Here is a 12,089-nt window from a genome sequence, read left to right on the forward strand (position 1 = left end):
CCCCCGGGTTCGTCGGGCAGCGACGGTCGCCAGTCTGTCAGAGAACCGGCGCGGCCGTGTCCTGTGGTCTCGATCACTCCGGATGCGACGTTCGCCCGAACGGGGTAGTTTTCATTTCGTGACATTCAGCGCGCTCACCGGTCCAATCCGGTGGGTCGCGCGCCTTTCGGCGCGTCTGCTGACCGCGCTGGCCCTGATGAGCCTGCTGCTCGCCCCCTCGGCGGGGCAGTCCGCGGCGCAGGCCGCCCCGCGGCCGCACGCCGCACAGGCCGCCGCGAGCACCGAGCCCGCCGGGCACGAGGCGGCACCCGCCCCGGTGGCGGCCGCACCGGTCCAGATCGGAACCACCGCGCCGGCCGTGACGGCCCGCATCGTCGTGGACACCGACCGGCTGCCGGCATCGGCGCACCTTCGGGCGCAGGGCAGCCGCGCCCCGCCCGCGTAACCTCCCGCCGCCGCGCCCCTGTTCGCGGCGTACCGCTTTTTCGTGGCCGCCTGCCGTGCCGCGCCCCGTCACCGCTGTGCCCCCACCTCGCGACGAACCCTGGTGTCGCGTCCACCCCTCCACCACCCCGAGGTGTCGATCATGAACGTCGTCCTGGACCTGTTCCTCCGTGACCTGCCGAACGCCGCGCTCGTCTGGTCGCTGCTCGCCGTGCTCGCCGTCGTGGCCATCGGCGCGCTGACCCTGTACACCCGCCAGCCGGAGCCCCAGCCGGTGGCGCCCGCGCCGGAGGTGCTGGAGCAGCAGGCGCTGCTGGCCGCGCACGCCCAGGCGCTGGTCCGCAAGGCCCGCGAGGCGACCGTCGCCGCCGAGCGCGCCGCGGCGACCGCCCGCCGCCGCCGGGAGGAGTGGCTGGCCGCGCAGGACGTGGCGGAGACCGCCTGGCAGCGCTACGACGAGGCCGACTCCGAGGCGCGCCGCAAGCTGACCGCCGCCGCGCTGCCGCTGCCGCGCACCCCGCAGACCCCCGCCGAGTACGCCTTCCGCGAGCGCCACCTGCACCGTTCCGCCATGTCGGCGTGCTCGCACCAGCAACTGTCCGCCCTGGAGCTGAGCGATGCGCTGGCCCACCGCGCCGGCTGGGACCCGCGCCGCCACCCGATCGAGCAGGAGACGATGCTGTCGCAGTTCGCCCGCGCCTCGCTGCGCACCGCCTACCGCCGGGCGGCCGACACCGAGAAGCAAGCCTGGCTGGCCACCGAGGCCGCGACCGCCGCCGCGGCGTCCCTGCGCGCGGCCGCCCACGCCGCGAACGTCCGCGCCCGCCGGGTCACCCGCCGCGTCACGACGCCGCCCACCGACGTGACCCTCGCGGACCTGATCTGACCCCCAAGATCACTCGACTTGCCTGGCAACCGGGCGAAAGGCGCTCAAGATACGCACAGGTGCCAGGCAAGTCGAATGATCGAGGAGGCGGTAGGGTCCCGGCGTGATCATTCGAGAGGCGAGCGGCCAGGACTGGCTCGCGATCTACCCGTTCTTCACCGAGATCGTCGCGGCGGGGGAGACCTACGCCTTCCCGGAGGGCATGGACGCCGAGCAGGCCCGGCCGTGGTGGATGGAGCAGGCCCCGGGCCGGACCGTGGTGGCCGTGGATGGGGACGCCGTGCTCGGGTCGGCCAAGATGGGCCCGAACCGGCCGGGCCGGGGCGCGCACATCGCGACCGCCAGCTTCATGGTCGACCCGGCCCACCGGGGCCGCGGCGTGGGCCGGGCGCTCGGCGAGCACGTCCTGGACTGGGCGCGGGCGCAGGGATACCGCGGCATGCAGTTCAACGCGGTGGTGGAGACCAACACGGCGGCCGTGCGGCTGTGGCAGGCGATCGGGTTCGAGATCCTCGCCACGGTGCCGGAGGCGTTCGAGCACCCGAAGCGCGGCCGCGTCGGTCTGCACGTGATGTACCAGCCGCTGTAGCCGAATCGCCCAGCCGGGCACGATCCGGTGGCGCAGAGGGCGTGAAACGGGGGAAACCGCACGCACGCGCACAGCGGCCGGGTGCGGAATCCGCACTGGGCGATGAACGCGGAGAGTGGAGCCGCGATTACTTTCAGTGAAAAAATCTTGAGTTTGCCCTGGACGACCCCAGGTCAGGCGACGTAGCGTGATCCCCAGTGGCGCGACGCTCGATGAAGGCCCCAGGGGTCCCAGCGGGCCGGCCCGGCCGGAAGACAGGTTCTTCAGGTTGGTGGCGCCGAGCGAAGTGCACAGGGGGATGGGTGGACAGATGCCGTTGGGGGACGGCGTCCACCCGGACAGTGAAAGGCCGGCGGTCGCTAACGGGGGTGAGCGACCGCCGGCCGCACTGTCGCCTAAGCCGAAAGGAAGGGCGTCGTCGGCTCGCGTCAGCGAGACGAGCAGCAGCCCGGCACGACGCCATGCGTTGTAGAAGGTGCCCTTCTTGACTCTGCCGGTGGCCTGACCTGCGGGTTCAGGGGCCCGGCGAGGGCCGTGGCGCGATCGGGGGCAGCGTGATCTCCGTGGGGAGCCGCGCGGCCTCGGCGAGGCGGCGCTCCCAGTCGGCGCGGATGCGGTCGAGCTGCTCGCGATGCTCGGCCTCCCAATCGTCCAGCCGCCACGACAGCAGCCGCATCGCGGCCGTGTACGCGGGCATCCGGCACTCGGCGTCGTCGCGGTACAGCGCGGTCAACTCGGCCTCCGCCCGCACCCACGCCGGCCCGGCCGGACGGCCGTCGATCGGGGCCTCCTCGCGCCGCAGGTCCCAGTTGCGGAACAGGAAGTCGTCCCGGCCGTCCCAGCCGACCGTGTGCCCCCGCGCCGCCATGCACGGCGAGTACGGCAGCGCCGCGGCGAGCACCGTCGGGTGCGCCGCGATCCGGTTCAGCAGTCCGGGCAGGTTCACCAGGTCGTAGGCTCCCGCCGGCGGATCGGTGTCGTGGTAGTCGCGATGCTCGTACCGCTCCCGGCAGGCGTTGCTCGCCGCCACCCAGGCGGTGACGTCGTCGCCCGGCCGCAGGTGCCACTGCTCCGGCGAGGTCTCGTCGGGCATCCGGGCACTGCCCATCGCGTTGCGCACGACCCTGCGGCCGAGGTGGGTGACCGAGTCGAGCACACCCGCCCAGCCGTCGCCGTAACCGACGTCGGCGTCGGTGAAGTCCTGGTAGTAGCTGACGTACGGGCGGATCCGCCAGGGCTGGCCGCGCTCGCGCATGCAGGCCGCGGTGCCGCCCTCGACCCGGTGGTAGCTGAGCAGCTCGTTGGCGCGCAGTTCAGCCGCCGAGCCGGTGATCCGGATGGTCAGCGCGTCCAGCCGCCGGGCTGTCGCGGCCAGGTCGAACCGAGCCGCCCGGTGGACGGCGTACCCGCCGCCCGCGATCAGCAGCGCCGCGGCGACCACCACGACGACCAGGCGCCTGCGGGTGAGTCGGACCATCCCGTTCCCTTCGCGACACCGGATGAGACGGGTATGAATGTAGCCGCCGCTACCGGCCGACGCGGTCCCGTGCCCGGTCGAGATCGGAGCGGGTCAGCAGCGCGCCCAGCGTGATGCCGTCGGCGGCCAGCGCGGCCGCGCCGCCCTCCTCGCGGTCGATGACGCACAGCGCGTTCTCGACCGTCGCGCCCAGCTCGCGCAACTGCCGCGTCGAGATCGCGAGCTGGCCGCCGGAGGTGACCACGTCCTCGACGACCAGCACGCGGCGGCCGGTCACGTCCGCGCCCTCGGCGAGCCGGGCGGTGCCGTACTCCTTGGCGGTCTTGCGCACGAAGGCGCACGGCAGCCCGGTGTGCCGGCCCAGCGCGGTGACCACGGCGATGCCGCCCATCTCCAGCCCGGCCAGCACCTCGGTGCCCGCCGGGACGAGCGTGGCCAGCCGCCCGGCGAGCGCGTCGAGCAGCACGGGATCGGCCTCGAACCGGTACTTGTCGAAGTACTCGGTGGCGGTGCGCCCGGAGCGGAGCAGGAATTCGCCGCGCAGGCGGCAGGCGGCGTCGACCGCTCGGGCCAGTTCGTCGAGCGTCACCGGAGACCGTCCTTCAGGAAGGCCCGCAGGGCGGCGAGCCCCGCCATGGTGTGCGCCCAGGTCTCCGCCTCGCTGGGCAGCCCGTGCAGCAGCACCACCACGGGACCGTCCGCGATCCCTTCCTCCAGAAAGGACAGCCGTATCCCGTTGACCGTGCTCTCACCCCGTGTCACGGCCGCGACGGTACTGCACCCGCGGCGAACCCGCCGCCCCGCGACGAAGCCTTGCCTCGGCGATGATGTTCGCCGATGGTGGAACCGCAGTCGGTGTTCCGTGCCGGAGTGGGGGATGGTCATGGCCATGGTGGAGACCGCGACAAACGTTGCCGAGGTCGAGCCGCCCGTGGCGGTCGGCCCGTCCCTGCGCTGGGTGTCGGTCGCCGGAGCGTTGCTCGGCACGCTGGCCTTCCTCGGGGACGAGCTGCCCGAAGGCGTCGGGCGCATCGTGCTGACGCTGACCAGCAACGGCTTCGCCTGGGGAGCGGCCGCGTTAGTCACGGGCTACCTGGTCCGCCGGGCCCGCCGCGCCCCCGTCGTCGCGACCGGCCTGCTGCTCGTCGCCACCGCCGTGTACTACCTGCTCATCCTGGTGGTGTCGCGGCGCTGGAGCGGCGGCTACACCGAGGACGGCTCGTCGTACGACCTGTACGGGCTGATCAGCCTGGTTCGCGCGGCGGGCTTCTGGCTGGGGCTCGCCGTCGGCGCGGGGCTGGTCTTCGGCCTGCTCGGCCACGTCGTGCGCAACGCTTCGCCGGGGCTGTCCGCGGCCGCCGCGGGCCTGTCGTACGGCCTGCTGGCCGCGGAAGGCATGTACGGCCTGGCCACCGCGTCGTGGTCGATGATCGACGGCCCCTTCGTCCAGGCATACGTCGTGTCGTACGCGATCCAGGTGCCGCTCGCCCTGGCCGTCGTGACCGTCCTGGCCGCCCGCCGCAGCACACCCTTCGCCTGGGCGGTCTACCCGGCGTCGGCCGTCTGCTCCGCAGGTCTCGGCATCGCCCTCTGGTCCGTCGTCGCGTCGATCCGCGTATCCGGCTTCTGACATCCGCCTCCCCGCAGACAATCTCTTCCCTTCTCCCCAACCACACCCTCACCCACGCTCCCGCTGACCAGCGCGCCGTAGATCTAGGAGCGTTGTTGTCGCCAGAGCGACAACAACTCTCCTAGATCCCGCCGCACCTGGCACTGCGCAAGGACGGCACCGTACGGTCCTGGGGCGGCAACGAGGACGGCCAGCTCGGCATCGGCTCCTTCGGCGGGGTCCGCGACCGTCCCGTCACCGTGTCCGGGCTGTCCCGGGCCCGCGCGGTCGCGGCCGGGTTCAACACCAGTTACGCCCTGTCGCGCGCCGACGACGACATCGTGCAGTCCTGGGGCAGGAACAGCACCGGCCAGCTCGGCGACGGCAGCACCGTGCGCCGCAGCCTGCCGGTGACGGTGCAGACCAGCCTCGACCGCGTCGACGGCCTGGCCGCGGGCGACGGATTCGCGCTGGCCGCGGGCTGACCTGCGCCCGGTCGTGCATACTGCCCGGATGCGGTTCACCAAGACGTTCAGCGAGCAGCAGTACGCCCAGGCCCTCGACGCGTGGTCGTGGCTCGGCCTCGACGGCAGGAAGCCGCTGTTCACCTCGCTGTTCGGCGACGTGTTCCTGGCCGGCCGGGACGGCTGCTGGTATCTCGACACCATCGAGGGTGCCCTCACCCGGGTCTGGGCCTCGGCCGACGAGCTGGAGCGCGACCTGTCCACCGAGCAGGGGCAGGACCGCTACCTGCTGGGCGGGCTGGCCGCGCAGGCCGCGGACCTCGGGCTGGAACTCGGACCCGACCAGGTGTACACGTTCATGCCGCCGCCGGTCATCGGTGGAGGTGTGACCATCGAGTCCGTGGTCGTGGAGAGCTTCACCGTCGCGGTGAACATCGCCGGCCAGATCCATGAGCAGGTCCGCGGACTGCCGCCGGGCACCCCGATCACCGGCATCACGCTCGGCTGAGCGGCACAGCCGACCGTCAGGGCCGATCGCGCAGCCGCGGGACGAGCGCGTCCGGGCCCAGCCGGTCCAGGCCGTCCTGCTCGATGCGGGTGGCCAGGGCACGGGACCAGCCGACCAAGCCGGTGACGGCCACGTCATGGGGCGGGCTCGGCGCGTACGGCGCGATGCGGTCGGCGGCGCGGCGCAGCAGGCGCGGGGCGCCGGTGGCGTTGCCCCGCCGGGCGTGGGTGAGGCCGACCGCGAGCTGCGCCAGCCCGCGCCACAGCTCCCGCTCCGGTTCGGGGGCCGCTTTCCAGGCGCCCTCCAGGATCTCGTGCGCGTGGAACGCGCGGCCCTCGTCCAGCAGCCGCTGGGCCTGCGCGAGAGCCTCGGCGGGGGGCAGCCGCAGATCGTCCGGGGTGGTCGGCACCCCCGGCGCACCGTGCGGCAGCGGGCGTCCCAGCTCGTCCCGGGGCCGCGCGTTCCGGGGCCGCCCCGCCACATCCCGATCCCGATCCGCTCCAGCGCTCATCGCCCCATCCTGCCCCGGCCCGTCGTGGTCAGGCCAGGGCGCGGCGCAGGGCGCCGCGGCCGTCCAGTTCGGTCAGCACCGTGGTGAGGTGGTCGACCTGTTCGTCGGTATGCGCCGAGGTCAGCTGCACCCGGAAACCGACCTGCCCCCGGGGCACCAGCGGGTACGCGGCGAGCGTGACGTACACGCCGCGCTGCCAGAGCAGGCGGGCCACGTCAGCCAGGTCCTGGCCGGGGGCCAGCGGCAGCTCGATGACCGGCGTCTGGTCCCGGTTGGGGGTGTGCACGCCCAGCGAGCGCAGGTGCGCCAGCACCCGGGCGGTCAGCCGGTGCAGCGTGTGCCGCAGCTGATCGCCGCGGGTCTCGTTGACGTCGAACCCGGCCAGCACCGCCGCCAGCGAGTGCACCGGTGACGGTCCGGAGTAGAGGTAGGGCGGCGCGGCCAGCTTCAGTCGCTCCTTCAGCGCGGTCGGCACCGCGACGAACGCCAGCAGCGCGGAGTACGCCTTGGAGAACCCGCCGACGAGCACCACGTCGTCGTACGTCTCCGAGCAGTGCCGCACCACCGCGTTGCCGCGGGTCCCGTACGGCGTGGTCGCACCGTCGCTGCGTTCGCCGATGACACCGAAGCCGTGCGCGTCGTCGACGTAGAGCAGCGCGCCCCACTCGCGGCAGATCTTCGCCAGGGTGGGCAGGTCGGGGATGTTGCCGGTCATGCTGTTGACGCCGTCGAGGCATACCACGCGGGGGTGCGAAGCGTCGGCCGAGCGCAGCAGCCGCACCAGCTCGTCGGGGTCGTCGGCGTGCCAGCGGTGGAGTTGCGCGCCGAGCCCGCGGGCGTACGAGCCGCCGTCGTAGATCGTCTTGTGGGCCCCGGCCTCCACGAACACCGCGCCGCTGCCGACCAGCGCGGGCAGCACCGACAGGTGGATGTGTGTGATCGTCGGCAGGACCAGGGTGTCGGGCGCGCCGAGCAGGTCGGTGAGCCGCTGCTCGATGTCCGGGTAGAGCCGCGGGCTGCCCAGCAGGCGTGACCAGCCCGGATGGGTGCCCCACCGGCGCACCGCCCGCTCACCGGCCGTGATGATCTCCTCGTCGAGGTCGAAGCCGAGATAGTTGCAGGACGCGAAGTCGGTCAGCCAGGTGCCGCCCACGCGGATGCGCCTGCCGTCGACCTCGTCGATGACCGCGTCGTACATCGGGGTCACCGCGCGCAGCCGGTCGAGCTGGTCGACCGACGGCACCTTGTGCGCATCCGGCAGATGCGGCGACGCCTTGGTCATGCCTTCTCCTCGCTTCGCTCGTCGGCGGCACGACCGGGGAGCCTGCTGATTCGCTCGCTGCGCTCGCTCATGCCTTCTCCTCGCTTCGCTCGTCGGCGGCACGACCGGGGAGCCTGCTGATTCGCTCGCTGCGCTCGCTCATGCGGCCACCTTCTGCTCGGTGATGAGGTTGATGGCCTGCTCGCCGGTGAGCGGGCGGGCGAACAGGAAGCCCTGGCCGTAGCGGCAGCCGATGCGGGAGAGCAGGTCGCGCTCCACGGTGCGCTCGATGCCCTCGGCGATCACCTGCAGGCCGAGCGTGTGCGCCAGCCGGACGATGCCGTCGACCAGTGCGGCCTGCTGCGCCGAGGAGGCGATGGTGCTGGTGAACAGCCGGTCGATCTTCACCACGTCCAGCGGCACGTGGCGCAGGTAGCTCAGTGACGAGTACCCGGTGCCGAAGTCGTCGATGGCCACCCGGATGCCGGTGGTGCGCAGCTCGGTGAGGTCCTCCCAGACGCCGTCGTCGTCGCGCAGCAGCAGGCTCTCGGTGATCTCCAGCATGAGCTGGTGCGGCGGCAGGCCCTCCTCGGCCAGGGTCTCGTGCAGGCTGGCCACGAAGCCCGGGGTGCGGAACTGGCGCGCGGAGACGTTGATGCTGACGTACGGCACCGCGGCCGGCCCGGCCTCGCGCTGCCACCGCGCGGCGGCGGCCACGGCCTGGTGCAGCACCTCGTTGCCGATCCCCACGATCTGCCCGGACTCCTCGGCCACCTCGATGAACTCGCCGGGCAGCAGCCGGCCCCGGGTGGGGTGGTTCCAGCGCACCAGCGCCTCGTATCCGGCGGTGACCCCGGTGCGCAGCTCGACGATGGGCTGGAACTCGACCGTGAACTCCTTGGCGGCGATGGCCCGGTCCAGCTCGGTGCGCAGCTCCAGCCGTTCCACGATCGCCGTGTGCAGGTCGGGTTGGTAACGCCGCCACTGGCCCTTGCCCTCACCCTTGGCGACGTACAGCGCCAGGTCGGCCTGCCGCAGCAGTTCCGGGGCGCTGCGGGCGTCGGCGCTGGTGGCGATGCCGATGCTGGCGATGCCGGAGACCAGCCGGTCGTCGATGGTGAACGGCTCGGCCAGCGCCTCCACGATCCGGTCGGCGACGTCGTCGATGGTGGCCGCGTCCGGCGCGCCCTCGATCAGGGCGGCGAACTCGTCGCCGCCCAGCCGCGCCGCCACGTCGTCGGTGCGCAGCACGGCGGCCAGGCGCTGGCCGACCGCGCGCAGCAGCCGGTCCCCGTGCTCGTGGCCGAGGGTGTCGTTGACCACCTTGAAGTCGTCGAGGTCGATGAAGAGCACGCCGACGACGCTGCCGTCGGCGTCGGCACGGGCGATGGCCTGGCCGATGCGCTCGGCGAAGCGCACCCGGTTGGCCAGCCCGGTGAGCGAGTCGTGGTAGGCCAGATGGGTCAGCTCGGACTCCATCCGGCGCTGGTCGGTGACGTCGCGCAGGGTCACCACCAGGCCGTTGACGGTCGTCTCGTCACGCAGGTCGCGGCAGGAGACCTCGGTCTGCACGGCCGTGCCGTCGGGCCGCAGCACGGTCCAGTCGGCGGTGTCGACCGCGTCGTCCTCCGCCGCCGCCAGCCGGAACAGGTCGGCGACCAGGGCGTGGTGCGGGCTGTCGACCAGTTGCGACAGGTTCTTGCCGGGAAGTTCCGCGGTGCCGAAGACCGACGGGGCGGAGGGGCTGGCGTACCGGATGCGCCCGCCGTCCGGTTCGACGATCAGGATCACGTCCGAGGTGTTGTGCACCAGGGTGCGGAAGTACTGCTCGCTGTTGTGCCGGATGATCTCGTTGCTCAGCATGATCCGCTCGATGGCCAGGGCCGCCTGCGAGGCGACCAGCTCCATCGGCAGTTGCAGGTAGCTGAGCGAGTTCTCGTCGGAGGAGATCAGCAGCATGCCGATGTGCGGGTCGCCGGTGGGGCGGTCCTCCAGGGCGAGCGGGCAGATCATGGTGATCTCGAAATCGCCCATCTGGGCCGCGATGTCCGGGGGCAGCGACTTGGTGAAGCGCAGTCGGGAGCCCATGGTGGTGGGCGCGGGGTGGAACAGTTCGGGCGCCGTGCCGTCGTTCATCACCATCGCGACGCGGTAGTCGGAGCCGGGCGGCAGCAGCCGTTCCGCGGTGCGTTTGAGGGCCCAGGTGACGCCCTCGACCGTGGTCGCGGACATCAGTGCGGCGTTGCTGGCGCGGATTCCGCTGGTGCGCATGGTGTTGCCGCGATAGCTGTTGACCACGCCGAACAGGCGGATCAGCGCCAGCAGGACCGTGATCACCACGAACGCGACGATGACCATCGGGTACTTCAGCCGCCCCTGTCCCACGCCCACCACCAGCACCCCGAGCGGGATGAGCACGAACAGGGTGAGCAGCGCCTGGTGCAGGGCGCGCATCTCGCGCGGTCTGACCACGCGAGGGGTGGTCAGGTCGGCCATCGAGGGATGCAGCGCGGCTGCGCCCCAGCACGCGTAGAAGACGATCCAGCCCAGGTCGACCGGGCCGCCGACGGTCCAGTAGCCGTGCAGTTGGACCAGGCCGTACATGACGTCGGCGGCCAGCAGGCCGACCGCGCCCACGGTCAGCAGCGCCACCGTGGGGCTGAACGGCACCACGGCGATCAGCCGCCCCACCGTGGCCAGGATCAGGATGTCGCCCAGCGGATAGGCCACCGAGACCAGGCGCTGGCTCATGGTCAGGTCCTGGTTGAGGATCTGCGGGCTGATCAGGAAGATCCACGAGAGCAGGCCGAGCCCGGCCGTGACGATCAGGGCGTCCAGCGGCACGGTGCGGTCCCGGCTGGCCGCGCCCGCCTTCGACAGGCCGAGCAGGCCGATCGTGACGGCGGGATACATCGCCAGGTAGAGCATGTCGGCCGGGGAGGGGAACGGGTTCACCTTGCCCAGCACGTCGGTCATGACGTTGTAGAGCGTGTCACCGGAGGAGAGCAGGAGCAGCCCGGCGATGATCCACAACCAGGGGGACCAGCGGCGGGGGCGGTAGCGGTACAGCCCGTATCCGATGGCGCCGGCGCTGCTGAGGCCGATCGCGCTCCAGAGCAGGATGTGCCAGCCGGGCAGGGCATAGAACAGCGCCGCCAGGACGGCCATCCAGGCGCCGTACCAGGCCATCACTTTGCGGGCTGACACGCTCCTCCTTCCGGCGGGGCGACATGCGGCCCGAATTAGGTAATTATGACAGCTTTTCGTATACCTTATCGCCTCGCAGCTCACCGGCGGCCGGAGATATGGCCAGGTCAGGGGCTACCTGCGTAGTTCATCCCGGCTGCCGAGGGGCCGGCTGCCGGGAACGCGAGACCTGGACCACAAAGGGTACAAGTCCGGAACACCGGAAACGCCCCCTCGGTTGAAACCCCTCGTACGCAATCCCAACGAAGGGACCTACTCGTGGTCAACGTCGACCTGATGGCACGGCACCTGCCCGCACTCAAGCGCGTGTCCTTCCGGGCAGTACTCGCCGCCACCGGCATGGCAGTGCTCACCGGCATCGCCGGCTCGCCCGCCAGCGCCAACCCCGCGGCTGCCACCGCGCCCGAGGCCAAGGCTGTCGCCCAGGCATTCGCGGCGCCCGCCACCGAGGCCGCCGCTGTGCAGGCCAAGGCCGTCGCCGCGGCTCCCGCCGCGAAGCCGGCTACCAAGGCTCCCGCCATCAAGCAGGCCCAGCAGTCCGCCAAGGCGCCCAGCCGCCAGCAGCTCATGCCGGCTCCGGTCGCGGAATACCAGGAGACTTTCCAGCCCACCGCGGAGCAGAAGCACAACGCGGAGGTCATCATCGAGACCGGCCAGAAGATGGGCCTGCCGCCGCGCGCGTGGGTGATCGCGGTCGCGACCGCCGCCCAGGAGTCGACCCTGCGCAACCTGGGTCACCTGGGTGACATGAACGACCACGACTCGCTGGGCCTGTTCCAGCAGCGCCCGTCGTCCGGCTGGGGCACCCCGGCTGAGATCACTGACCCGGTCTACTCCTCGAAGGCCTTCTACAACGGCCTGAAGAACGTCGAGGGGTACGACAAGATGGCGCTGACCGACGCCGCCCAGACGGTGCAGGTCTCGGCCTTCCCCGACCACTACGCCAAGTGGGAGAAGCTGGCCGCGAACCTGGTGCTGGCCAAGTACGGCCAGGGCCCGTACGCCGCCTGACATAACGCACCACCACGCAGCCTCAGGCCGCGCCGCCCCCCGGGGCGGCGCGGCCTGGCGCAGCTCAGAGGCTGTTGCTTGTTAAGAAGGGCACCATAACATCGCGGAGCGCTGTGTAGGTT

13 protein-coding genes are annotated in these 12,089 nt (G+C 72.0%); 7 read left to right on the plus strand and 6 right to left on the minus strand.

Annotated features, from left to right (window positions below):
• The first annotated feature begins 118 nt into the window (after nucleotides 1–118).
• The 3 genes from AB0B66_RS41615 to AB0B66_RS41625 all read left to right on the plus strand — a co-directional run bounded on the left by AB0B66_RS41615 (nucleotide 119) and on the right by AB0B66_RS41625 (nucleotide 1,919).
• The gene (locus AB0B66_RS41615) at nucleotides 119–445 is read left to right on the plus strand and encodes a hypothetical protein (protein WP_360540802.1); all 327 of its coding nucleotides are present in this window, start codon (nucleotides 119–121) and stop codon (nucleotides 443–445) included.
• A gap of 141 nt (nucleotides 446–586) precedes the next feature.
• Complete coding sequence (locus AB0B66_RS41620) at nucleotides 587–1,330, plus strand: hypothetical protein (protein ID WP_360540804.1); 744 nt, start codon at nucleotides 587–589, stop codon at nucleotides 1,328–1,330.
• Between the two features lie 103 nt (nucleotides 1,331–1,433).
• Complete coding sequence (locus AB0B66_RS41625) at nucleotides 1,434–1,919, plus strand: GNAT family N-acetyltransferase (RefSeq protein WP_360540806.1); 486 nt, start codon at nucleotides 1,434–1,436, stop codon at nucleotides 1,917–1,919.
• Between the two features lie 514 nt (nucleotides 1,920–2,433).
• Here AB0B66_RS41625 and AB0B66_RS41630 read toward each other — a convergent pair.
• The 3 genes from AB0B66_RS41630 to AB0B66_RS41640 are packed head-to-tail and all read right to left on the minus strand — an operon-like array spanning nucleotide 2,434 to nucleotide 4,158.
• A complete protein-coding gene (locus tag AB0B66_RS41630; RefSeq protein ID WP_360540808.1) occupies nucleotides 2,434–3,396 on the minus strand; it encodes a hypothetical protein in 963 nt (320 codons plus the stop codon).
• 49 nt (nucleotides 3,397–3,445) lie between these two features.
• Nucleotides 3,446–3,985 carry a phosphoribosyltransferase family protein gene (locus AB0B66_RS41635; protein WP_360540810.1) on the minus strand — a complete coding sequence of 180 codons (540 nt, stop codon included), beginning with the start codon at nucleotides 3,983–3,985 and terminating at the stop codon, nucleotides 3,446–3,448.
• The gene (locus AB0B66_RS41640) at nucleotides 3,982–4,158 is read right to left on the minus strand and encodes a hypothetical protein (protein WP_360540812.1); all 177 of its coding nucleotides are present in this window, start codon (nucleotides 4,156–4,158) and stop codon (nucleotides 3,982–3,984) included. The genes AB0B66_RS41635 and AB0B66_RS41640 overlap by 4 nt, the downstream gene beginning before the upstream one ends.
• Nucleotides 4,159–4,279: 121 nt before the next feature.
• Here AB0B66_RS41640 and AB0B66_RS41645 point away from each other — a divergent pair, with 121 nt between their 5' ends.
• From AB0B66_RS41645 to AB0B66_RS41655, 3 genes are all read left to right on the plus strand, one after another.
• Nucleotides 4,280–5,026 carry a hypothetical protein gene (locus tag AB0B66_RS41645; RefSeq protein WP_360540814.1) on the plus strand — a complete coding sequence of 249 codons (747 nt, stop codon included), beginning with the start codon at nucleotides 4,280–4,282 and terminating at the stop codon, nucleotides 5,024–5,026.
• Between the two features lie 137 nt (nucleotides 5,027–5,163).
• Nucleotides 5,164–5,490: a hypothetical protein gene (locus tag AB0B66_RS41650; RefSeq protein WP_360540827.1), complete on the plus strand. Its 327-nt coding sequence runs from the start codon at nucleotides 5,164–5,166 to the stop codon at nucleotides 5,488–5,490.
• Nucleotides 5,491–5,518: 28 nt separating this feature from the next.
• Nucleotides 5,519–5,977, plus strand: a complete 459-nt coding sequence (locus tag AB0B66_RS41655; protein ID WP_360540816.1) for a hypothetical protein — start codon at nucleotides 5,519–5,521, stop codon at nucleotides 5,975–5,977.
• Between the two features lie 16 nt (nucleotides 5,978–5,993).
• Here AB0B66_RS41655 and AB0B66_RS41660 read toward each other — a convergent pair whose 3' ends face one another.
• The 3 genes from AB0B66_RS41660 to AB0B66_RS41670 form a co-directional block, all read right to left on the minus strand.
• On the minus strand, nucleotides 5,994–6,488 hold the full coding sequence (locus AB0B66_RS41660; protein ID WP_360540818.1) for a DUF309 domain-containing protein: 495 nt from the start codon (nucleotides 6,486–6,488) through the stop codon (nucleotides 5,994–5,996).
• A gap of 28 nt (nucleotides 6,489–6,516) precedes the next feature.
• Nucleotides 6,517–7,770 (minus strand): pyridoxal phosphate-dependent aminotransferase family protein, encoded by a 1,254-nt coding sequence (locus AB0B66_RS41665; RefSeq protein ID WP_360540819.1) that lies wholly within the window; start codon nucleotides 7,768–7,770, stop codon nucleotides 6,517–6,519.
• Nucleotides 7,771–7,908: 138 nt separating this feature from the next.
• Nucleotides 7,909–10,956: an EAL domain-containing protein gene (locus AB0B66_RS41670; RefSeq protein ID WP_360540821.1), complete on the minus strand. Its 3,048-nt coding sequence runs from the start codon at nucleotides 10,954–10,956 to the stop codon at nucleotides 7,909–7,911.
• 258 nt (nucleotides 10,957–11,214) lie between these two features.
• On the opposite strand from AB0B66_RS41670, the gene AB0B66_RS41675 reads away from it, so the two are divergent.
• Nucleotides 11,215–11,967 (plus strand): hypothetical protein, encoded by a 753-nt coding sequence (locus tag AB0B66_RS41675; protein ID WP_360540823.1) that lies wholly within the window; start codon nucleotides 11,215–11,217, stop codon nucleotides 11,965–11,967.
• Nucleotides 11,968–12,089 lie beyond the last annotated feature (122 nt).

Source organism: Catellatospora sp. NPDC049111 (assembly GCF_040648615.1).
GTDB classification, from domain to species: domain Bacteria; phylum Actinomycetota; class Actinomycetes; order Mycobacteriales; family Micromonosporaceae; genus Catellatospora; species Catellatospora aurea.